The organism is Micromonospora carbonacea (assembly GCF_014205165.1).
GTDB lineage: Bacteria > Actinomycetota > Actinomycetes > Mycobacteriales > Micromonosporaceae > Micromonospora > Micromonospora carbonacea.
This window is the reverse complement of record NZ_JACHMZ010000001.1, coordinates 5,042,888-5,063,675: the sequence shown is the minus strand read 5'-3', so window position 1 is coordinate 5,063,675 and position 20,788 is coordinate 5,042,888. Positions and strand designations below refer to the sequence as shown.

Annotated in this window: 20 protein-coding genes; 12 read left to right on the top strand and 8 right to left on the bottom strand. The window is 75.2% G+C overall.

What is annotated here, in order from left to right; translation table 11 throughout:
- The first annotated feature begins 55 nt into the window (after positions 1–55).
- The 6 genes from rimO (at position 56) to pspM (ending at position 5,468) form a co-directional block, all read left to right on the top strand.
- Positions 56–1,555 carry a 30S ribosomal protein S12 methylthiotransferase RimO gene (rimO, locus tag HDA31_RS21040; protein ID WP_178063879.1) on the top strand — a complete coding sequence of 500 codons (1,500 nt, stop codon included), beginning with the start codon at positions 56–58 and terminating at the stop codon, positions 1,553–1,555.
- A 77-nt stretch (positions 1,556–1,632) separates the two neighbouring features.
- Positions 1,633–2,235, top strand: a complete 603-nt coding sequence (gene pgsA, locus HDA31_RS21035) for a CDP-diacylglycerol--glycerol-3-phosphate 3-phosphatidyltransferase (RefSeq protein ID WP_178063880.1) — start codon at positions 1,633–1,635, stop codon at positions 2,233–2,235.
- A 50-nt stretch (positions 2,236–2,285) separates the two neighbouring features.
- Positions 2,286–2,861 (top strand): CinA family protein, encoded by a 576-nt coding sequence (locus HDA31_RS21030; RefSeq protein WP_074473912.1) that lies wholly within the window; start codon positions 2,286–2,288, stop codon positions 2,859–2,861.
- A 156-nt stretch (positions 2,862–3,017) separates the two neighbouring features.
- Positions 3,018–3,476, top strand: coding sequence for a helix-turn-helix domain-containing protein (locus tag HDA31_RS21025; protein ID WP_178063881.1), 459 nt, complete (start codon positions 3,018–3,020; stop codon positions 3,474–3,476).
- Positions 3,477–3,685: 209 nt separating this feature from the next.
- On the top strand, positions 3,686–4,567 hold the full coding sequence (locus tag HDA31_RS21020; protein WP_178063882.1) for a PspA/IM30 family protein: 882 nt from the start codon (positions 3,686–3,688) through the stop codon (positions 4,565–4,567).
- A 67-nt stretch (positions 4,568–4,634) separates the two neighbouring features.
- Positions 4,635–5,468, top strand: a complete 834-nt coding sequence (gene pspM, locus HDA31_RS21015) for a phage shock envelope stress response protein PspM (protein ID WP_178063883.1) — start codon at positions 4,635–4,637, stop codon at positions 5,466–5,468.
- A 6-nt stretch (positions 5,469–5,474) separates the two neighbouring features.
- Here the strand turns inward: pspM and HDA31_RS21010 are convergent, their stop codons facing one another.
- From HDA31_RS21010 to HDA31_RS20995, 4 genes are all read right to left on the bottom strand, one after another.
- Positions 5,475–9,215, bottom strand: a complete 3,741-nt coding sequence (locus HDA31_RS21010) for a multicopper oxidase domain-containing protein (RefSeq protein ID WP_376701404.1) — start codon at positions 9,213–9,215, stop codon at positions 5,475–5,477.
- A 122-nt stretch (positions 9,216–9,337) separates the two neighbouring features.
- Positions 9,338–10,243: a zinc finger domain-containing protein gene (locus HDA31_RS21005; protein ID WP_178063884.1), complete on the bottom strand. Its 906-nt coding sequence runs from the start codon at positions 10,241–10,243 to the stop codon at positions 9,338–9,340.
- A 61-nt stretch (positions 10,244–10,304) separates the two neighbouring features.
- Entirely contained in the window at positions 10,305–10,547 is a 243-nt protein-coding gene (locus tag HDA31_RS21000) for a CPCC family cysteine-rich protein (protein ID WP_091277528.1), read from the bottom strand.
- A gap of 113 nt (positions 10,548–10,660) precedes the next feature.
- On the bottom strand, positions 10,661–11,449 hold the full coding sequence (locus tag HDA31_RS20995; protein WP_376701403.1) for an SAM hydrolase/SAM-dependent halogenase family protein: 789 nt from the start codon (positions 11,447–11,449) through the stop codon (positions 10,661–10,663).
- Positions 11,450–11,578: 129 nt separating this feature from the next.
- Here HDA31_RS20995 and HDA31_RS20990 point away from each other — a divergent pair, with 129 nt between their 5' ends.
- A complete protein-coding gene (locus tag HDA31_RS20990; RefSeq protein ID WP_178063886.1) occupies positions 11,579–12,112 on the top strand; it encodes an RBBP9/YdeN family alpha/beta hydrolase in 534 nt (177 codons plus the stop codon).
- Between the two features lie 135 nt (positions 12,113–12,247).
- Here HDA31_RS20990 and HDA31_RS20985 read toward each other — a convergent pair whose 3' ends face one another.
- Positions 12,248–12,568 carry a hypothetical protein gene (locus HDA31_RS20985; RefSeq protein WP_091277398.1) on the bottom strand — a complete coding sequence of 107 codons (321 nt, stop codon included), beginning with the start codon at positions 12,566–12,568 and terminating at the stop codon, positions 12,248–12,250.
- A 685-nt stretch (positions 12,569–13,253) separates the two neighbouring features.
- Here HDA31_RS20985 and HDA31_RS20980 point away from each other — a divergent pair.
- Complete coding sequence (locus HDA31_RS20980) at positions 13,254–14,465, top strand: transcriptional regulator (protein ID WP_178063887.1); 1,212 nt, start codon at positions 13,254–13,256, stop codon at positions 14,463–14,465.
- Positions 14,466–14,498: 33 nt separating this feature from the next.
- On the opposite strand, the gene HDA31_RS20975 is transcribed toward HDA31_RS20980, so the two are convergent.
- The gene (locus HDA31_RS20975; protein WP_178063888.1) at positions 14,499–15,821 is read right to left on the bottom strand and encodes an NsdA family TPR-like regulatory protein; all 1,323 of its coding nucleotides are present in this window, start codon (positions 15,819–15,821) and stop codon (positions 14,499–14,501) included.
- 353 nt (positions 15,822–16,174) lie between these two features.
- On the opposite strand from HDA31_RS20975, the gene HDA31_RS32410 reads away from it, so the two are divergent.
- Complete coding sequence (locus HDA31_RS32410) at positions 16,175–16,345, top strand: hypothetical protein (protein WP_246384493.1); 171 nt, start codon at positions 16,175–16,177, stop codon at positions 16,343–16,345.
- On the top strand, positions 16,335–17,534 hold the full coding sequence (locus HDA31_RS20970) for a helix-turn-helix domain-containing protein (protein WP_246384495.1): 1,200 nt from the start codon (positions 16,335–16,337) through the stop codon (positions 17,532–17,534). The genes HDA31_RS32410 and HDA31_RS20970 overlap by 11 nt, the downstream gene beginning before the upstream one ends.
- Positions 17,535–17,564: 30 nt before the next feature.
- Here HDA31_RS20970 and HDA31_RS20965 read toward each other — a convergent pair whose 3' ends face one another.
- Both HDA31_RS20965 and HDA31_RS20960 read right to left on the bottom strand, forming a co-directional pair.
- Positions 17,565–17,921 (bottom strand): hypothetical protein, encoded by a 357-nt coding sequence (locus tag HDA31_RS20965; RefSeq protein ID WP_178063890.1) that lies wholly within the window; start codon positions 17,919–17,921, stop codon positions 17,565–17,567.
- Positions 17,918–18,268 (bottom strand): hypothetical protein, encoded by a 351-nt coding sequence (locus tag HDA31_RS20960; RefSeq protein WP_178063891.1) that lies wholly within the window; start codon positions 18,266–18,268, stop codon positions 17,918–17,920. The genes HDA31_RS20965 and HDA31_RS20960 overlap by 4 nt, the downstream gene beginning before the upstream one ends.
- A 197-nt stretch (positions 18,269–18,465) precedes the next feature.
- On the opposite strand from HDA31_RS20960, the gene HDA31_RS20955 reads away from it, so the two are divergent.
- Together HDA31_RS20955 and HDA31_RS20950 are read left to right on the top strand one after the other, a co-directional pair.
- Positions 18,466–19,785, top strand: a complete 1,320-nt coding sequence (locus tag HDA31_RS20955; RefSeq protein ID WP_178063892.1) for an MFS transporter — start codon at positions 18,466–18,468, stop codon at positions 19,783–19,785.
- Between the two features lie 84 nt (positions 19,786–19,869).
- The gene (locus tag HDA31_RS20950) at positions 19,870–20,775 is read left to right on the top strand and encodes an aminoglycoside phosphotransferase family protein (RefSeq protein ID WP_219825015.1); all 906 of its coding nucleotides are present in this window, start codon (positions 19,870–19,872) and stop codon (positions 20,773–20,775) included.
- Positions 20,776–20,788: the final 13 nt, after the last annotated feature.

The window sequence follows — 20,788 nt, the reverse complement described above, 5'->3', positions numbered from 1 at the left end:
GGCGATCCGGGTGGCCGCCGTTGCGGGCCGCCGTCCGCCCGCCCGGTACCCTCGGATGGTGTCTGCCACCGCCCCCTCCCCGCAATCCGCCGGCCGCCGCGTCGCCCTGCTGACCCTCGGCTGCGCCCGCAACGAGGTCGACTCGGAGGAGCTGGCCGCCCGGCTGCACGCCGACGGCTGGCAGGTCATCACCGACGGCGAGGGGGCCGACGTGGTGGTCGTCAACACCTGCGGCTTCGTGGAGAAGGCCAAGCAGGACTCGATCCAGACGCTGCTCGCCGCCGCCGACACCGGCGCGAAGGTGGTCGCCGCCGGCTGCATGGCCGAGCGGTACGGCCGGGAGCTGGCCGACAGCCTGCCCGAGGCCCAGGCGGTGCTCAGCTTCGACGACTACCCCGACATCGCCGCCCGCCTCGACGCGGTCGTCGCCGGCGAGGCGCTCGACGCGCACACCCCGCGCGACCGCCGGGAGCTGCTGCCGCTGACCCCGGTCGCCCGGCGCGACAGCGCCGTCTCGTTGCCCGGCCACGGCACGAACCGGGCCGTCGTGGCCACCGACGAGCACACCCCGGCCCACCTGCGGCAGGTGCTGCGGCGGCGGCTCGACACCGGCCCCGTCGCGTCGCTCAAGCTGGCCAGCGGGTGCGACCGCCGCTGCGCGTTCTGCGCCATCCCCGCCTTCCGCGGCGCGTTCGTCTCGCGGACGCCCGACGAGCTGCTCGCCGAGGCGGAGTGGCTGGCCAAGACGGGCGTGCGGGAGCTGGTGCTGGTCAGCGAGAACTCCACGTCGTACGGCAAGGACCTCGGCGACCCCCGGGCGCTGGAGAAGCTGCTGCCGCAGCTCGCCGCGGTCGACGGGATCGTCCGGGTCCGGGCGAGCTACCTCCAGCCCGCCGAGACCCGCCCCGGCCTGGTCGAGGCGATCGCCGGCACACCCGGCGTCGCGCCCTACTTCGACCTGTCGTTCCAGCACTCCAGCGAGCCGGTGCTGCGCCGGATGCGCCGCTTCGGCTCCACCGACCGGTTCCTGGAGCTGCTGGCCGCCGCCCGCGCCCTGGCCCCGGAGGCCGGCGCGCGGAGCAACTTCATCGTCGGCTTCCCCGGCGAGACCCGGGGCGACGTCGACGAGCTGGTCCGGTTCCTCAGCGCGGCCCGGCTCGACGCGATCGGCATGTTCGACTACAGCGACGAGGACGGCACCGAGGCCGCCGGCCTGCCCGGCAAGGTCTCCGCCGCGACGATCAAGCGCCGGTACGACCGGCTCAGCGCCCTCGCCGACGAGCTGTGCTCGCAGCGGGCCGAGGAGCGGCTCGGCTCCACGGTCGAGGTGCTGGTCGACTCGGTCGACGACGGCGTGGTCGAGGGCCGGGCGGCGCACCAGGCCCCCGAGGTCGACGGCTCCACCACCCTGGTCGCCCCGGCCGACGGCGGCGTGGACCTGGCGGCGCTGCGCCCCGGCGACCTCGTGCGCGCCACCGTGACCGCCACCGAAGGGGTGGATCTCGTCGCCGTCCCGGATGAGATGATCTCGGCTGCGCCCGGCGCGGCACGGTGACGGCGGGCCCTGAGAAGGCGGGGGAGCCACGTGGTGCGGTGCCAGGTTCGCCGCGGCGGCCCGAGCGGGGTGCGCCGGTGACGCCGGCGGCGGAGTCGGCGCAGCCGCCGGTGGTCGCCCGGGTCCCGGTGCTCAACGCGGCCAACGGGCTGACCCTGCTGCGGCTGGTGCTGGTGCCGGTCTTCGCGGCCTCGGTGGTCGCCTCCGGCGCGACCCACGCCGGGTGGCGGATCGCCGCCTGCCTGATCTTCGCCGTCGCCTCGGTGACCGACCTGGTGGACGGCTGGATCGCCCGCCGGTTCGGCCTGGTCACCTCGGTCGGCAAGGTGGCCGACCCGATCGCCGACAAGGCGCTCACCGGCGCGGCCCTGCTGCTGCTGTCCTGGTACGACCTGCTGCCCTGGTGGGTGACCGGCGTCATCCTCGCCCGCGAGCTGGGCATCACGGCGCTGCGGTTCTGGGTGATCCGGCACGGCGTCATCGCGGCCAGCCGGGGCGGCAAGATCAAGACGGCGCTGCAGATCCTGGCGATCACCTGGTACCTGTGGCCGATGCCGGCCGGGCCCGCCGCCGTCGGCCCCTGGCTGATGGCCGCCGCGGTCGGCGTCACGGTGGTCACCGGCTTCGACTACGTGGCCCAGGCGCTGCGCCTGCGCCGGCCCGCGCGCGAGGATGCGTAGAGCGGCGCGGGGACGCGTAGACCGGCCGGCGCGGGGAAAGGGACATCTCCATGGGAACTGACGCAAACGGGCACCGGCCGGCCGGCAGTCCGGCGGCCGGCGTGGTGCACCGCCTCGCCGATCGCCACGAGACGCTGGCCACCGTCGAGTCGCTCACCGGCGGCCTGCTCTCCGCCTCGGTCGTGGAGATCGCCGGGGTCAGCGGCGTCTACCGGGGCGGCCTCGTCGTCTACGCCACCGAGCTGAAGTCGGCGCTGGCGGGCGTACCGGAGGACCTGCTGGCCGAGCGCGGCCCGGTCGACCCGGACGTGGCCCGCGCCCTGGCCGAGGGCGGCCGGCGGCGCTGCGGCGCGGACTGGGGGCTCGCCACCACCGGCGTCGCCGGGCCGCAGCCGCAGGACGGCAAGCCGGTCGGGCTGGTCTACGTCGCGGTGGCCGGGCCGGCCGGCTCCGAGGTCCGCCGGCTCGACCTCGACGGGGGCCGCGACCACATCCGGACCGCCGCGGTCATCGAGGCGTTGCGGCTGCTCGCCGAGCGGATCGACGCGGCCGTGCCGGGGCCCGGGGCGGGCGTGCCGCGCTCCGGCGACGGCGACGCCGCGCCCGCCGGGGCGGCCCGCCGCTGAGCCCCGTGGCCAGAAGGACGGGCGGGGTGGGATGTCACCGGGGCCCGCAGCGGGTACGGTTGCGGGAAGGCTCCGACGCGTGGCGTCGACGCCGGGGCGGCACGCCGCGCCGGCATGGCGTCGGTGAAGAGGGTGAGACCCGTCAGGGGAGGTGCGATGGTCCTGCTACGCCGGGTGATCGGTGACGCACTGCGGGCGCGCCGGCAGGGGCAGCACCGCACCCTGCGCGAGGTCTCCTCCGCGGCCAACGTCAGCCTGGGCTACCTCTCCGAGATCGAGCGCGGCCAGAAGGAGCCGTCCAGCGAGCTGCTGGCCGCCATCTGCGACGCCCTCGGCGCCCGCCTCTCCGAGCTGCTGCGCGAGGTCAGCGACACGGTGGCGCTCGCCGAGCAGCTTCCCGGGGTGCTGGTGCCGGTGCAGGACGAGCCGGCCGAGCCCGTCGAGTCCCCGGTGGGCCGCGCCCCGGTGCGCAAGTCGACCGGCCGGGGGGTCCGGCAGGTCACCACCGGCGGCCCGGTGGCCGTGGCGGTGCACCAGGACTCCCCGCTGAAGGCGACCCTGCGCACGCGGGTGCGCCCCGCCGAGCGCGACCGCGACGTCGTCTGCGCCGCCTGATCCTCACCCGCCCTCCCGCAGGTCGCCCGAGGACGTGGTCGGGCTTTCCCGCGCCGCGTACTGTTGATCAGACGGTGGCGTGCCGCCGGTGACGTACGGATGCCGGGCTGGCGCCCGGCTGGGACGATGGGGGTCACCGCCGCACGACCACCGGCCGGACCGCCCGGCCCGGCCGGGCGGCGCGACTCTACTGAGGGGATACCGCGGAGATGGCGAACCCGTTCGTCAAGGGCTGGAAATACCTGATGGCGCTCTTCGGTGCCCGGATCGACGAACACGCCGACCCCAAGGTGCAGATCCAGCAGGCGATCGAGGAGGCGCAGCGCCAGCACCAGGCGCTGGTGCAGCAGGCGGCGGCGGTGATCGGCAACCAGCGGCAGCTGGAGATGAAGCTGTCCCGCCAGATGACCGAGGTCGAGCGGCTCCAGGGCAACGCCCGGCAGGCCCTGGTCCTCGCCGACCAGGCCCGGGCCCGCGGCGACGAGGCGGAGGCCGGGAAATACGAGCAGACCGCCCAGGTGCTCGCCACCCAGCTCGTCTCCGCCGAGCAGGCCACCGAGGACCTGAAGACCCTGCACGACCAGGCGCTCGGCGCCGCCGCGCAGGCCCGCCGGGCGGTGGAGAACAACTCGATGATCCTCCAGCAGAAGCTGGCCGAGCGCACCAAGCTGCTCAGCCAGCTCGAACAGGCCAAGATGCAGGAGAGCGTGGCCCAGTCGCTGGAGTCGATGTCGTCGCTCACCGCGTCCGGCAGCACCCCGTCGCTGGACGCGGTGCGGGACCGCATCGAGCAGCGCTACGCCACCGCGATGGGCCGCGCCGAGCTGGCCGGCAACTCCGTCGAGGGCCGCATGCTGGAGATCCAGAAGGCGTCCCTCGACTCGGCCGGCTCGTCCCGGCTGGAGCAGATCCGCGCCAGCATGGCCGGCGAGCAGCTCGCCGGCCGGCAGGACCGCCCGGCCGTGGGGCAGCAGGGCCAGACCGCGCCCGCCACTCCGGCCGTCGACCCGGCCGCCGCGGCCCGGCTCGACCAGCTCCGGGCCAGCATGGGGCAGGACCGCGGCACCGGCGACACCAGCGCCGCCGGCTGAGCGGCGCCAGCGACTGCCGGCCGGGCGGCTTCGGCGCCGCCCCGGCGGCCGGAACGAGGAGGCACGGGTGGCAGACGAGCGAGCACGATACTTCCGCCAGCTCCGCAGGCTGCGGCGGTCCGCCCGCCGGTGGAGCGTGCTGGGCGGCGGGCTGACCGGGGCGGCGGCGGTGCTCACCCCGTACGCGGGGCTGGGTCTGCCCGACGCGGCGTGGGCCGGCGCGGCCGGCAGCGCGGTGGCCCTGGCCGTCTGGCGGTGGATCGACCTGCGGGCCCTCGCGGCGAGCCCCGCGCCCCCGGCCCTCGACCCGGCCGAGGCCGCGGCCCGGTCCCGGGCCCGGCTCGTCGCCGCCGTGGAGCGGCTGCCCGCCGGGCAGGGGGTGGTGGCGGAGGTGCGCCGCGCCCGGTCCCGGCTGGCCCTGCGGGGCACCAGCGTGGCGCAGCCGTGGGCCCGGCTGGACCGGGCGGCGCTCACCCTCGGCGGGATGGCCGGCCGGCTGACCGGCCTGGCCGAGCCGGCGGTGTCCGAGGCCGCCGCCGCCGACCGGTCGCTGCGCGAGCTGGCCGGGCGGGTGGCCAGCGTCGAGCGGGCCCTGCGGCTCGCCCCCGCCGACGCCCGCGCCCCCCTCGCCGAGGCCCACCGCGAGCTGTCCGCGCAGCTGGAGAGCGGGGTGGCGGCGTACGAGCGGCTGGTGGTGGCCGCCGCCGGCTACCTCGCCGAGGACGCCCGCTCCGACGCCGGTCACCTCGGCGGCCGGGCCGCCGGCGAGCAGGCCGCCGCGTCCCGGCTCGCCGAGGCGACGGACCTGCTGCACGGGGTGGCGTCGGCGCTGGCCGAGCTGCGGACCGTCGGCGAGCCCCTGCGCACCGTCGGCGACCCGTTGCGCGCCCCCACCCACTGAGCCGACTCACCCGGGCGTGGTGACGGCGACCGCCGGGGTGAACGGGGAACTGCCGACGACGTTGCCGGCCCGCACCCGGTAGTGGTAGGTCACGCCCCGGGCCAGGCCCGTGTTGACGAACGCCCGCCCGTGCACCGTGAACGCGGCGACCTCGCGCTCGAACGCCGGGTCGACCGCCCGCTGCACCAGGAAGCCGGCCCCCGGCCCGCCCGGCGGGTCCGCCGCCCAGGTCAGGGTCACCGTCGCGGTGTCCGGGCCGGGGGCGCCCGCGACGGCGGTCAGCCCGGTCGGCGGGGCCGGCCGGGGCGGGCTGGTGACGGCGGCGACCGTCGACCACGGCGAGGCGACCCCCAGGTAGGTGGTGCGCACCCGGTAGTAGTAGGTGGTCTCCGGGGCCACGACGGCGTCGACGTGCTGCTCCTGCACCCCGATGGCCGTGGTGGCGGGGCCGCTGGTGAACGTCGGGTTGGTGGCCCGCTGCACGTCGACGCCGGTGGCGAAGGAGCGGTTCGCCCAGCGCAGCGCCACCCGCAGCGGCGCGGCCGGCGGGATCACCGCGGCCAGCCCGCTCGGCGCGGCGAGGCGCACCGAGGCCGGCACGCCGTTGGACCAGGCCGAGCAGCTCACCTCGTTCTCCGCCCGGATCCGGTAGTGGTAGGTCACGCCGGGGGTGACCGTGGAGTCGGTGTACCGGGTCGCGGCGGCGGCCACGGTGATCGCGGTGACCCCCTCGGTGAACGCGACGTCGGTGGCCCGCTGGAGCAGGTGGCTGCTGGCCGGGGGGCGGCTGCCGTTGCCGGTCCAGGTCAGCGCGATCGCCGGCAGCACGGTCGCCGAGCCGGGCACCGGCGTGGCGGTCAGCCCGGTCGGGGCGAGCGGGGCGACCCGCAGCACCAGCGGGCGGCTCATGCCCTGGTCGCGGTGGCCGGCGAGCTGGCTGTGCCAGCGGTACTCCCAGCCCAGGTTGACCAGCTGGTTGACCACCGCCGCCGGCCGCCCGTCGACGGGGCTGACCGCCGTGGAGCCGATCCGGACGCCGGCCGGGCGGGTCGGGTCGAGCAGCCGTACGCTGTCGCCGATCTTGAACGGGAGGGCGGGGGCGACCGGCCGCAGCGCCACGATCACGTCCTCGCGGGGGTTGACCCGCACCGTCTCCTTCCAGCCCAGCTCGTTGGGCTCGGGCGGGCGGACCGCCCCGTCCCAGCCGACCCGGTTGACCAGCTGCACGTCGCAGCCGCCCACGTGCACCGGGTGGGTCTGCGGGGTGTTGCCGACGATCCGCCAGAGCTGGGTGCCGTCGGCGGGCGCGCCGACCTGCACCGTCGGGTCGGCGATCACCAGCGTCTCGGTGGCCGGGTCGACCGGCCCGAGCGGCAGGGTGGCCGGGCCCAGCGGCCCGGCGTGCGGGTGGGCCACCCCGAGCCGGCCGGCGACCCGCCCGTACGCCGGGTCGAAGACGTGCTGCACCGCCTTGACCGTCAGCGGCAGCGTCACCGGCGCGGCGGCGCCGACCGGGGTGAAGCTGACCGCGATGGCGTGCGCCGTGACGACCGTCTCCCGGGCCGTGCGGGTGCCGAACGCGCGGTCGTACGCCGGCTGCGGCACGATCGGCGGGCGCTGGCTCGCGGCGTACGCGGCGGGCAGCCGCCCGGCCAGCCGGTCCACGTCGTACGGCTCGGCCGGCTCGCCGGCCACCCGGAACTGGAGCAGGGTGCGGGTGTTCGGCCCGTACCCGGGCAGGGTGCCGGGGACGCCGCCCACGGCGGTGCGGTCCGGGGCGCCCGTGTGGTGGTCGTTGCGGGGGTCGAAGCGGGGCAGCGGGGCCGGGCAGTCGTTGTAGAGGATCAGGACGGCCCCGGGCGGGACGGCCGAGAAGTCGACGACGACGTCGGCCCGCTCCCCGGGGGCGAGCAGCAGGGTGTGCCCGTCGACGTTGAGCACCGTCGGGTCCTGCCGGTCGTACCGGTAGCCGACCGGCCGGTTCGGCAGCACCGCCGGGGCCGGCAGCAGGCCGCACTCGTTGCCGACCTGGATCATCGCCGGCCCGGCGGCGGCCGGGTCGGGCGCCCCGCCGTCGCGCCCGTCGACGGGCCAGTGCGGCGGGCGGCCGGGCGCGCGGGTGGCCTCCACCATCGGCACCTCGCCCGCGTCGGCGTCGAGCAGCCCGCCGTCCGCGTCCCACATCGGGCCGTCGGAGCGGGCCCGGTAGAGCTGGAGGTTGAGGGAGCGGTCCGCGCAGGCGTTGAGGATCCGGAACCGGTACGCCTTCGGCGCGACCGTCAGGTACGGGTACGCGACGCCGTTGACCAGCGGGGTGTCCCCGTACGCCTCGGGCACCGCCGACGGGTGCGGCACGCCCGGGGCCAGCGGCGGCTCGTCGGGGTCGGCGACGGGATCGTGGTGCGGGTTCGGCACGGGCCCGCCCGTGGCCCCCGGTGGCGCGTCGTCCGGTCCCGGCCGGCCCGGTGGCGCGCCGGCCGGCGGCGCGGGACGGGTCCACGGGCCGTAGTCCCAGCGGCCGGTCGGGTTCGTCCCCGACGGGCGGGACGGGTGCTGCCGGGGCTGGTAGACGTGCGGGTGCCAGAGGCTGCCCCGGGCCCCCCAGCGGTCCCGGTCCCACGTCGGGTCCTGGCCGGCGAGCTGCGTGTCGTCGGGCACGAACGTGCGGTCGGTGACCACCAGCGGGAGCTGCTCGGCGGGGAGCACCCCGTCGGCGACGAGGCCCTCCTCGGCCTCGTCGGTGAGCAGGTAGACGGCGAGCTGGCCGGAGCAGACGGTGAGCCGGGACAGGCCGAGGGTGTTGTCGTGCAGCCACATGAGCCGGCCGCTCTGCTCGTTGGGGTAGTAGAGCGTGGTCGCCCCCGGGCCGGGCGGCGGCATGTCCGGCACGTGGGTCAACCCCACCCCCGTCGGGTACGGGGTGATCTCCCCGGCCGGCGTCACCCACTGCCACGGGCTGCCGGCGCTGATCCAGCCGGTCTGCCCGCCGTACAGGTGCGGCACCGCCCGGTTCTGCGGGTAGGGCGCCGGACCGTCGAGCGGGCCCGGCCCGGCCCCGTCGAGCGTCGCGTCGACGGGCAGGAACAGCTCCCCGGCCCGGCCGGTGGGCAACTGGTTGATGAACTTGATCCGCACCGGCCGGCCGCGCCGGGCCACGATCACCGGACCGCACAGGTACGGCCGGTCGGGCGGGGCCACCGTGTTGTGCCCGGTGCCGTCGGTGCCGAGGTTGAGCTGCCGGTAGCCGCGCAGCCGGGTGGCGGGCAGGTCGCGGTGCAGGCGCTGCGCGTACTCCTGGAGGCCGATCTCGTAGTAGTCGCAGCCCGGCCAGGTGATGGTGTCCGGCACGGCGACCGGCAGCCACCCGCCCAGTTCGGTGCGGCCCCCCTCGCCGGGGCGGGGCAGCGCGTCGACGAACTTGCGCAGGCCCGTGCCGGCGGTGACCCCGCCGCGTTCGTCCGGCGCGGCGACCGGCACCGGCAGCGGGCTGGCGGCGAAGTTGGGCACCGGGCCGAAGCAGCGCGGGACGGCGGCCGGGTCGAGGCTGGCCGGCGCTATCTCCTCGGCTTCGGCCACGTCGGGCTCGGTCGCCTCGGCGGTCCGGGCCGCCGGCACGGTCGGCCCCGGCTCCGCGCCGGTACGCGGGGGCCGGTCGACGAAGTTGGAGCGCAGTCTGCGGAACAGCACGATGGCTCTCCCCGGATCGGTCGTGGCGTGGCGACCGCCACCCCCTCGGGGCGGCCGCACCCGCCTGTTGACGTTCGGTGAGCACTCAACCGCAGCATGCGACGTCGGAGGGTCGGTGCGGAACTACCCAATCGTCCCTATCTGCGGATGTCCCGGCCGCTGGGACGGCGTGTCGCCGCAGGTCAGGGTGTTGGCACGGGCGGCTCGGCCCCTGTCGCGGTCGGCGGCGGCGCGGGCCGCCCGGGCGGGTCCGGCTGGCAGACCGGGCACCAGTAGGTGACCCGCTCGCCCAGCTCCTCCCGGCGGATCGCCGTGCCGCAGCGGCGGCACGGCTGGGCGCGCCGGCCGTACACGTAGCTCGTCTCGCCCCGGCGCAGCGACCCGGTGGTGCTCTGCGTCCACCGCCCCCGGTTGGCGGCCAGCAGCCGCTGGGCGAGCGCCACCGTGCCGGCCAGGTCGGGCACCGCGCCGACCGGCGTCCACGGCGACAGCCCGCGCAGGAACAGCACCTCGCACTTGTAGAGGTTGCCCACCCCGGCCAGGTTGCGCTGGTCGAGCAGCGCCTCGCCGATCGTCGCCTCCGGCGCGGCGGCGAGCCGGCGGACTGCCTCGGCCGGGTCCCAGTCCGCGCCGAGCAGGTCCGGCCCGAGGTGGCCGACGAGGGCGTCCTCCTCGGCGGTCGGCACCAGCGCCAGCTCGTGCAGGTGGTAGCCCACGGCGACCGCGTCGGGGGCGCGCAGCACCACCCGGATCAGGTGCGCGGGCCGGCCCGTCCAGCGTTCCCCCGGCGCGTACGCCCGCCACGCCCCGTCCATCCGCAGGTGCGAGTGCAGCGTCCAGCCGGTGACCCCACCAGGCCCGTGCGTCGCCGACCGCCCGGCGGGGCCGGAGCCGGGGTCGACCGGCGCGGGGGCGGCGAGCCGCAGCAGCAGGTGCTTGCCCCGGCTCGCCGACTCGCGCACCGTCCAGCCGGCCAGGTCGGTGCCCGCCAGCCGGGGCACCCGGAAGTCGGACGCGGTCAGCCGGGCACCGTCGAGCGCCCGCCCCAGCACGCGGGCGGTGTTCCAGACGGTGTCGCCTTCGGGCATGCCGCCATTGTCCCCGCCGGGCGGTGTCCGGCTGGGCCGGGGCGACGTGGGCGCGCCGGGGTCAGGGGCGCTCCTCCGGGCGGGCCGGGCGCACCATGTCCTGGTAGCGGGGGTGGCTGGCACCGTAGACGGCGAAGTTGAGCCGGGCGAGGGTCAGGCTCAGGTCGCCGTTGGGGCCGCCCCGGACCACGTCCGCGTCGGCGTCGCTCTGACCGTCGTCGGTCCAGAAGCAGACCGGGCACGTGCCGCCCCCGGTCAGCGAGGCGCAACAGGGACATGCCGAAGGAACCCACTGAACACCCACCGGGAGAGCATTCCACAACCGACGATCCGGCATCACTCCGACGGTGGGCCGATTTCACGTTCCGGCCACGTCCTGGTCGGCGGTCACGCCTCAGCCCTCCTCGGCGGTGACGGTCAGCCTTCCTCGGCGGTGACGGTCACCAGGTCGCCGGGTGCGACGCCCAGCACGTTGGCGGCCCGGCCGCCGTTGACGGCGGCGGCGACCAGGCCGGCCGAGTCGACGTACGCGACCAGCGCGCCGGGCGGGGCGTCGCCGAACGTCCGCCCGTGCGCCGCCGCCCGACCGGCCACCCGCAGCCGGGCCGGCAGCGGGGCGAGCCGGTCGCCCGGCGCGGCGAGCTGCACGTTGCCGAAGTGGTCCACGGTCAGCACCTCGGCGGCGAACCCGCCCGGCTCGGCCCGCACCACCGGCTCGGGCAGCCGGACCAGGCCCGCCGGGTCGACCGCCGGCCCCGCGTCGGCCAGCGGCGCGCCCGCCGCCAGCCGGGCGGCCACCGGGGCGAAGACGTCCCGACCGTGGAAGGTGCGCGACACCCGCGGGGCCAGCCAGTCCGGGTTGGTCAGCTCCACGGCGGCCGTCACCCCGCCGAGCGCGGCGGCGGCGTCCGGCAGCAGCCCGTTGTCCGGCCCGACCAGCGTCCCGCCCGGCGTGGCCAGGGCCACCCCGCGCCGCGCGGTGCCCACCCCCGGGTCGACCACCGCGACGTGCACCCCCACCGGCAGGTACGGCACCGTCTGGGCGAGCACGGCCGCGCCCCGCCGCACGTCGGCCGGCGGGACGAGGTGGGTCACGTCGATCACCCGGACGGCCGGGGCGAGCCGGGCGATCACCCCGTGGCAGGCGGCCACGAACCCGTCGGCCAGGCCGTAGTCGGTGGTCAACGAGATCCACGCCATCGACATCCTCCTTCGTGCTCGCTCGTGCTTCGTGCTCGTGCTTCGGCTCGCTCGTGCTCTCGCCTGCCTGCCCGGTTGCCTGCCGGACCGGCGCGGGGCGGCACGGCGGCCGGCTCGACGCTAGCCTCCCGGGGCATGACGCGCGTGCTGCTGGTGCCCGGCCGCAACGACCCCCTGCCCGAGCACTGGCAGGAGTGGCTGGCCCGCCGCGACCCCGCGCGCCGGATGGTTCGGCACGCCACCGGCGGGCGGTACGTGGCCGACGAGCGGGTTGCCGCCCTCGCCGCCGCCCTCGACGGGGTCACCGAGCCGACGGTGCTGGTGGCGCACAGCGCCGGCTGCCTCACCGTGGCCCTGTGGGCGGCGTCCGCCGGGCCGGGCCCGGTGCGGGGCGCGCTGCTGGTCACCCCGCCCGACATCGTCGAGCCGTGGACCGACGGCAAGTCGGCGCTGCCGGCCCTGCCCGATGCCCCGCTGCCGTTCCCGTCGATCCTGGCCGCCAGCCGCACCGACCCGATGATGACGTACGACCGGGCGGCGCACTGGGCCGGGCGGTGGGGAGCCGAGCTGGTCGACCTCGGCGACGCCGGGCACCTGACGACGGCCGACGGCTACGGCCCGTGGCCCCTGGCGGAGCACCTGATCGCCCGCCTGGCCCCCCGTCGGTAGGGGACCGGTAGACCTTGGAAGTTGGTGGCCCCTCCAGGGGCCGGGATCTTCCAAGATCTCCGGTGCTCGCTCGCTTCGGCCCGCGCACGACGAAGCCCCGCCTCGGGCTGAGGGGGGCTTCGGGTCAACGCTCGGTCAGGCCGTCTGTAGCTCGCGAACGTGTTGATGGCTGGGCGCGAACCGGGGCCAGTCTGCGGTGTTGCACCCGGCTGCGTGCAGGGCCGTACGCAGGTCCATCATGAAGCCCGCCCCTGCGATGTTGAAGTCGGCGGCCTCGACGGTGGTCTCGAACTCCGCGTACCGGTCGGGCAGCCTCGCGGCGAGGTCGACGTCCTCCCGGCCGATGGCGTTCAGTTGCTCCATCACCTCGTCCAGGAACGCCTCGAACTGCTCGTCGGTGCCGTCCGGGTCGGCGAAGAAGGTCATCTCGGCAGCGAGACGGATCTCGGTCTTCATCTGTCCTCCCAGCAAGTCACCCGGTGCAGCTGCGCCCGCATGTTGCGCAGGTAGTTCGGGTTGGATGGCGTGGTCGACATGGTCTTGATGCACCTGCACGAGTTTGGGCACTTCAGCTTGTAGTGCTTGTTTCCCCCGCCCGTGACGGTCCAACCGGCTCGTTCCGCCTCTCTCAGCAAGTCCTCGTATGCGCCACCCTTAGCGTGACGGGGTCGTGTCACTGGGTGAACGCCCTCCGTGCTGCAATGGTGACATGGTCGGTGCGCCGATGGATCCACCATCCGGCTACGTCACCCTCGGTGCGGCTTCGTCGCATAGGCGTTCGAGCAGGGAGTTCGCCTTCCTGGGTGGGTATGTGCATGGATGAAGTCCTTTCGGGCTGCGTCCTTCGGGGCGTGTGCCCACCAAGTTGCGATCTTGCTGTTCGTGTCTGAGTGATTGCCGAATGTGAGAAGGGCCCATCGTCGAGCCGTAGGAGCGTGGCCGCAACATCCGCCTCCGCCTGGCGGTTGTCGGCCATCCGACTCCAGGGTTCGATTCGCGCTAGAAGCCGAGGCATATCGGGCAAATGCCCGAGCGGTGGATTCAATGCTGCTGGTTGCCGCAAGGGTGACGAGCTCCCACGCTCATGAGTACCGTGGGATGGCGACCCCGGGTGGGTGGCGCGTCACGCTGGGAGGTCGGGATGGACGCCATGCCGGAGCTGACCTTCGGGCAGCGGCTGAAGCTCTACCGCGAACGGGCGGGCAAGACCCGCGCTGTGCTCGGCGGGTTGGTGGGCCGCAGCGCCGAGTGGGTGAAGGCCGTGGAGAACGACCGCATCCTGCCGCCGCGCGTGCACATGCTGGATCGGATCGCCCGCGCCCTGAAGGTCGACGTTTCCGCCCTGGTCGGGGAGCTGAGCGACCGGTCCGCCGCCGTCAACGGGCCGGAGCATCCCGCGCTCGCTTCGGTGCGCGACGCCGTCAACCGCGTCGCCTTGCCCGGTGCCGCGACCGCGCCGCCGTTGGCGCAGCTCAGCCAGCGCCTTGCCGCAGCCTGGCGGGCCCGCCACGAGTCCTCGGACCACCGGACGGTGCTGGCAGCCGTGCTGCCGAACCTGGTCCGGGACGCGCAACGCGCCGCGTTGACGTACGAGGGGGCCGATCGCCGCCGGGCGCACGCGCTGCTGGCCGAAACCCTAGGGCTGGCCCAGATGTACCTCGCCTACCAACCTGCCGCCGAGCTGATCTGGCGCGTCGCCGACCGGTCGATGATGGCGGCGCAGGAGTCCGGCGATCCGGAGGCGGTGGCCCGGGCGGGCTGGTTCCTGTGCCAACTCCACCGGGACTCGGGCGACTGGGACACCGCCACGACGGTGGCGCTGGAGCTGATCTCGGCACTGGAGGCACGAGCGGCCGACGCGAGCCCGAACCTGCTCGCCCTCTGGGGCGCTCTGCACTTCGAGGCCGCCTACATCGCCGCGCGGGCGGGAGAGGAGGGCCGTGCCTGGCGGTACTGGGATCTCGCCGACGACGTGTCCCGGCGGCTGCCGCAAGGCTTCTACCAGCAGCAGACGTCGTTCTCCCGGATCATCATGGCCGCGCACGCGGTGACCCTCGCCGTCGAGTTGCAGAAGCCCGGTGAAGCGCTGCGACAGGCCAACCGTCTCGATCCGGCCGCCGTCCCGTCGCGGCCACGCCGCGCCCGGCACCTGATCGAGGTGGCTCGCGCACACCGCGCCAAGAGCGACACCGGGTCCACCGTGGAGGCTCTCCGCCAGGCGTACGACGCGGCACCGGAGACGATCCGCTTCAACGGCTACGCCCGTCAGATCACCCTCGACCTGCTGGACGGGCCCAGGTCGGCGCGAAACGGCGTACGTGATCTCGCGCTGAAGGTCGGCCTCGTCTCCTGACAGGGGTGTGCAACTCGACGGGGCGGCCACGCATCAGGGTGTGAGCACTGCTCGGAACTGTTCGACTTCGGGCAACGCCCGAAAGCGGGTGGGGACATCTCGGTACAGGTCCAAGGCGCGCTTGCGGGTCAGGTCGGTCCGGAAGCGGGCCGGTAGCTCCGCCAGAGCCAGGGTGGCGGCCTGGCAGCCGTCAATGGTGTTGCCGTCGCGGTGATCGCACATGGCGGCGTCCAGGCGGATGAGGGCGCGGGTGAGAGAGCTCGTGGGTGCTGACAGTGTCAATGCCTGCGCCTGGTGCTGCCGGGCCCGGGCGGTTTCGCCTAGCGAGGTGAGGGCGTGGGAGAGGTGGACCTGGTGCTTCTGGTCGCAGTGACCGAACCAGGAGTCGGCGCGTTCGCCTCCAGGAAGGTGGTCGGCGAGACGGTCGGCTTCGGTTAGCGCGGCCAGAGCTTTGTCACGCTGGCCGCTGCTGGCGTAGGCGCGGGCGGCCACGGCGGTGGCGAGGGTGGCCGCCGCAGTGGTGCCTCTGCCGGCGATCTGCCGGGCCTGCTCGGCGAGGTCTGCGGCTGTTCGCGGCGCGCCGAAGTTGAGGGGCACCATGGCTTCCCGGGCCAGCACCCAGGCGTGCAGCGTCCGGTCGCCGGATTCCTCGGCGGCGCGTGCGGCGGTGCGGAACCAGGCGTGCGCTTCGCGTCGGTTGCCGAGGTCGTGCAGTACGACGGCAGCCATTCCGGCGACCATTCCGGCGAGATGGGCGAGCCCGACCCGACCCGACGCGCGTTGCGGCCGGCGTAGCAAGGGGGTGATCTCGCTGAAATCGGCGACGAGGTTGGCGAGTAGGTCGACGGGCGAACGCCCCCGGTAGCCATAGCTGTGTTGCTCGGCGGCCGACTCGATGTGAGCGATGTCGACCGTGTCCGTAGTGGTCAGCGCCCTGTCGCCGCCCTGCCGAGCCTCAGCGATGTGCATCAGCGAGGTGCTGGTCAAGCCGGCGGCGAGCGCGCCCCGCAGGAGTTGGCGGCGCTTCATGAGATCGTCTCCTGTGCTGCTTGGCGGATGAGATGCAGCCTGCTTCTCCCAGCATCGCGCGGCGAGACCGACCATCCCACCCGGAATGTGCAACCCGTCCGCGATCCGTTCGACGGTGTCGATGCTCGTGACGGTGGCGCTGCCGCGTGCGATGAGGCTGACCCGCTCTGTCTTCATCTCGCACGCTGCGGCGATCGCGTTGTAGCTCAGCCCGGCCGCCTTCGCCGCAGCAAAGACAGGGGTGAAATCGCGCTTGGCGAGCGCACGGATGATCTGCGGGAGTTCGAGCAGGTGCCGGGGAAGCACGCGGCCTGGTCGTGTGTCCACGTGGCTCCCTCCGCCGGGAGGCTGTTGGGCGGTCACGGTATCGCGTTCACGTCCGCCACCGAGCCCCGTGAAGGGACCCAATGGTGGGGTTACCGCGACGCTTCGCAATCGACTGAAGTATCGGTGTGCCTACGTTGAGCGACGTTGTCGACGATAGCCCACCTTTCGGGCGATCGGTTCCGCGCCGAATCTCTGTCGTGGCATTGATTCGCGGGTATCTGGTGATACCGGCCGCCCTGCCCTGCCGCGTCCGGCACCGCATTCCAGCCGGCCACGATCACTGGCCGGGCCCGCCGGCATCGGTCCTTCCGAGAACACACCGTCGCACCCCGACCGAAGGTGAAGTGAGCGCAATGGCATCTGATCGCGGCGATGAGTCGACGTCCAGCCGGGGTGAGCGGATGGAGGAGGCGGAGCGGGAGGCGGCCCGGCGGCGCATTCTCGCGCAGGCCGAGGCGGAGCGGATACCGGTGGAGGAGACGACCCGGGCGGTGCCGGACCGGCGGTGGCGTCGTGGCCGGTGACGAGCTGCCGGCGGGTCGCCGGGTGGCACAGTGGCGGGTCCGGCGCGGGATGACGCAGCAGATGCTGGCCGACCGGTTGGGCAGGTCGAAGAGCTGGGTGGACAAGGTCGAACGGGGCGTCCGCGCCCTGGACAAGGTGTCCACCTTCCGGGACATCGCCGTCGTCCTGCGCGTCGACGCGTCGGTGCTGCTGGGCCGTGACGTGGAGCCGGCCGAGGTGACCGAGCGCGTGGCGGGCGTCGAGCGGATCCGGGCGGCCCTGTCGACGTACGACATCGTTCTCGGCGCGGGGACGGCCCGGGGCGTCGGGTCGCCGGCGGACCGGTTGGCGCAGGATGTCACGCACGCGTGGATCACGTTCCAGCATGCCCGCTATCCGCAGGTGGTCGCGCTGGTGCCGGGCCTGCTGGCGGCGGCGCAACGCGCCCGTGCCGAGGCCCCGGAGCCGGGGCGGGCGGTGCTGGTGGAGGCGTACCGGGTGACCGCGTCGCTGCTGGTGAAGCTCGGCGAGGGCGAGCTGGCGTGGCTGGCCGCCGACCGGGCGGTGGCCGCCGCAGCCGGCGATCCGGTGCTGGTGGCCGCCGCCTGCGTGCAGCTCGGCCAGGCGTTGCGGGCGACGGGGCGGGCGCGGGCGGCGAGGTCGGTGACCATGGCCGCCGCGTACCGGATCGCCCCGCCCGACCCCGACGACGGCGTCCCGGCGGAGCTGTCGTTGTGCGGAACGCTGCTCGTGCAGGCCGCCCTCGCGGCGGCCCGCGACGGAGACCACCGGTCGGTGGCCGACCTGCTCGACGAGGCCGGTGACCTGGCGGCGCGGGTGGGCGACGGCCACGAGCACCATGCGACGGCGTTCGGCCCGACGGTGGTCGACGTGGCCCGCGCCGCGGCAGCCGTCGAGTTGGGCGCAGCCCGCGACGCGGTCGCCTGGCACGAGAAGGCGGTCAGGCGGAACGCCTGGCGGTGGCTGCCGCCCGAGCACCGCGCCGCGCACCTGCTCGACGCGGCGTGGGCGTACCTGCGCACCGGCGACCCGCGCGGAGCCGGCAGGGTGCTGCTCGACGCCGAACGTACCGCCCCGGCCGAGCTGCGTCACCGACCCGCCGCCCGGCAGGTGATTGCCCAGGCGACCCGCACGCCGCACGCCCCGGCCACCCTCGTCCAGCTCGCGCTCAGCCTCGGTGTCACCTGACCGGTGAGTTCCCTCGCGTGTGGAGTCGACCTAACCGGCGCCGAGCCCGACGGGCGGCGTCCAGCTGAACAGCGGCCCCGTGGCCAGGCTCCCCGCCAGCGCCACCACCAGGAAGATCAGCACCACGCCCGCGGGTGACCAGGCGAAGTGGCGCGTCCAGTACGCGTCACGGGCGAGCCGCGCCAGCAGCGCCCCGGCTATCGGAAGCGCCAGGTTGAGCAGCAGCGCCGTGGTCAGGAGGGTCTCCGTGGTCGCGCCGAACGCCCGCGCCGCCGTGTGGGTCGGCACGTAGGGCGAGGACACCCGGCGGACCAGCCCGACGACGAACAGGAACGGCACGCCGTAGAGCCAGGCGAAGAAGAGCGCGCCGAGCCCGACGCGCCTCACCGGGCGGCCTGCCAGACCCCGCCGGCCAGCACGGCGAGCCCGGCGGTGATCGACGCCGCCAGGGTGCCGGCGAGAACCGGGGAGGGCGCCCGGCGCGCGAGCGGCGCGGTGATCGCCAGCGTGGTGAGCAGCATGGCCGCGAGAACCGGCGCGCCGATGATCGCCGCCAGCAGGAACTCCTCCTGCGGCTTCAGGCAGTCGAACGCCGCCGAGCAGTCCCGGTTCGGGTTCGTCGGCACGCCTGCGCGTCCGACGAAGATCGCGGCGAGCAGGGTGGCGTACCAGCCGAACGCGACGAGGAGGCTCGACCCGAACGAGCCCCGGCGCGGCGCTTCCGCATCATTCATGTGCGTGACGTTGCCAGGGCCGTGCCGCCTGGCCCATCCGCATCCATACTCATTCCGGACCGCCCGATCCGGCGACGGCCACCCTTCCGCGTCAGCCGCCGTCGGCCCGAAACGGGTCGATCGGGACGCGCCGAACGGCGATCATTGCGGGTGTCTCGCGGCCGGCCGGACGCGACCGACGTCACCTGGGGGGATCGTTGCTCGCTCCGCTGCGCCATCGCGCGTTTCGCTGGCTGGCCGCCGGCCGCACGGTCAACATGCTGGGCAACGGCGTCGCGCCCATCGCCCTGGCCTTCGCCGTGCTCGACCTCACCGGCTCGGTGCGTGACCTGGGCCTGGTGGTCGGCGCGAGATCGCTGATGACCGTGCTGTTCGTGCTCTTCGGCGGGGTGGTGGCCGACCGGGTACCGCGCCGGCTGGTGCTGGTCGGCTCCAACGCGCTGGGCGCGGCGACGCAGGCGGCGGTGGCCGCCGTCGTGCTCACCGGCACGGCGACGGTCCCGTTGCTGCTGGCGCTCGGCGCGGCCAACGGCGTCGTGAGCGCACTGTCCCAGCCGGCATCGGCCGCCGCGACGCCGCAGACCGTGCCGTCCGAACTGCTCCAGCAGGCCAACGCGCTCCTCCGGCTCGGCATCAACGCGGGCATGATCGGCGGCGCGGCGGCGGGCGGCCTCCTCGTGGCCGCCGTCGGGCCGGGCTGGGGGCTCGCCGTCGACGCGGCCACCTTCGCCGTCGCGGCCGTGGCCTTCGCGGGGGTCCGGGTCGCCGCCCCGAAGGCCAGCAGCAGCCGTACGGGTGTCGTCGCCGACCTGCGGGTGGGCTGGACGGAGTTCACCGCGCGCACCTGGGTGTGGGCGGTGGTGCTCGGGTTCATGGTCCTCAACGCGTGCCTGGCCGGCGGCGTCAACGTGCTCGGCCCGGCCGTCGCCGACTCGACGGTCGGCCGCAGCGGCTGGGGCGTGGTGCTGGCCGCGCAGACCGTCGGGATGGTGCTGGGCGGGCTGATCGCCCTGCGGATCCGGGTGCGCCGGCTGCTGCTGCTCGGCGTGGCCTGCATGTTCGCCGAGTCGCTCCTGCTGCTGGGGCTGGCCCTGGCACCCACGATCCTCGTGCTGGTGGCCGCCGCGTTGGCCGTCGGCGTCGCCGTCGAACAGTTTACGGTCGCCTGGGACACGTCGATCGCCCAGCACATCCCGGCCGACCGGCTGGCGCGCGTCTACTCGTACGACATGTTGGGGTCCTGGATCGCCATGCCGCTCGGCCAGGTGGCGGTCGGGCCGCTCGCCGTGACGATCGGGGCCCGCGACACGCTGCTGGCCCTCGCCGGGCTGGTGGTGCTCGCCGTCGGGGGCATGCTGGCCAGCCGGGACGTGCGCCGGCTGCGGGCGCTGCCACCCGGCCGGGCCGGCGCGGAGGCGTGGTCCGCCGAGGGGACGCCCGCCGCCGACGGACCGCCGGCCGGCCCGGCGCGGGGCGGGGCGGGCGGCGGCACCGCCGATGCGACCCCCGTCGGCTGATGCGGCAGCTCACGGCGCACCCCCGCCCGGACCCACGCGGATAACCGGTGGCTGCCGGCGGCGGCGTCTCCTACCGTGCCGGTCGTGCCCATTCACGCCGACGAGATCCGCGCCACCACCGAGCAGGTGCGCCGCCTGGTGACGGACCAGTGTCCCCGGTGGGCCGACCTTCCCGTGACGCCCCTGCCCGACGAGGTGGAGGGCACCGACCACGTCCTCTTCCGACTCGGCGACGAACTCGTCGCCCGGATGCCCAAGATCGCCTGGGCGGTCGGCCAGGCCGAGTCCGACGCGCGGTGGCTGCCCGCGCTCGCCCCCCACCTGCCCGCGCGGGTCCCCGTCCCGCTGCACGTCGGCGAGCCGGGCGCGGGGTTCCCGTGGCGGTGGACCGTGGTGCCGTGGTTCGCGGGAGGCACGCCGCCCCGGCTCGGCTGCGCCGACGTGTCCCTGGCCCGCGACCTGGCGGGCTTCGTGCGGGCCCTGCACCGGGTGGACCCGGCGGGGGGCCCGGCCAAGCCGCCCGGTTCGCGCGGGGCCGCCCTGCGCCACGCCGACGACGCCGTGCGGCGGGTGCTGCCCCGGCTCGCCGCCCACGACGACGGCTTCGACGTGCGCGCCGCCGAGGCGGCGTGGGAGGTCTGCCTGTCGGCACCCGAGTGGGACCGCGAGCCGGTGTGGATCCACGGTGACCTGCAACCGGGCAACCTGGTCGTCGACGACGACGGACGGCTGGTCGCGGCCATCGACTTCGGTGCGCTCGGCGTCGGCGATCCGGCCCCGGACGTCGCCCCGGCGCTGTGGACGTTCACCGGCGCGGCCCGGGAGACCTACCGGGAGACCGTCGGGTACGACGACGCCACCTGGTTGCGTGCCTGCGGCTGGGCGCTCGCCCCCTCGCTGACCGGCATCGACTACTACCGGCACACCTTCCCGCGCATGGCCGAACACGGCCGCCGAACGGTGAAGTCAGCCCTGACCAACCTGACTTGACCCACCCCTTTGC

Coding starts and splice junctions, on each gene's coding strand:
- rimO (WP_178063879.1), top strand. CDS start 56: ATGGTGTCTGCCACCGCCCCCTCCCCGCAATCCGCCGGCCGCCGCGTC.
- HDA31_RS21030 (WP_074473912.1), top strand. CDS start 2,286: ATGGGAACTGACGCAAACGGGCACCGGCCGGCCGGCAGTCCGGCGGCC.
- HDA31_RS21025 (WP_178063881.1), top strand. CDS start 3,018: ATGGTCCTGCTACGCCGGGTGATCGGTGACGCACTGCGGGCGCGCCGG.
- HDA31_RS21020 (WP_178063882.1), top strand. CDS start 3,686: ATGGCGAACCCGTTCGTCAAGGGCTGGAAATACCTGATGGCGCTCTTC.
- HDA31_RS21005 (WP_178063884.1), bottom strand. CDS start 10,243: ATGCCCGAAGGCGACACCGTCTGGAACACCGCCCGCGTGCTGGGGCGG.
- HDA31_RS20995 (WP_376701403.1), bottom strand. CDS start 11,449: ATGTCGATGGCGTGGATCTCGTTGACCACCGACTACGGCCTGGCCGAC.
- HDA31_RS20990 (WP_178063886.1), top strand. CDS start 11,579: ATGACGCGCGTGCTGCTGGTGCCCGGCCGCAACGACCCCCTGCCCGAG.
- HDA31_RS20985 (WP_091277398.1), bottom strand. CDS start 12,568: ATGAAGACCGAGATCCGTCTCGCTGCCGAGATGACCTTCTTCGCCGAC.
- HDA31_RS20980 (WP_178063887.1), top strand. CDS start 13,254: ATGGACGCCATGCCGGAGCTGACCTTCGGGCAGCGGCTGAAGCTCTAC.
- HDA31_RS32410 (WP_246384493.1), top strand. CDS start 16,175: ATGGCATCTGATCGCGGCGATGAGTCGACGTCCAGCCGGGGTGAGCGG.
- HDA31_RS20960 (WP_178063891.1), bottom strand. CDS start 18,268: ATGAATGATGCGGAAGCGCCGCGCCGGGGCTCGTTCGGGTCGAGCCTC.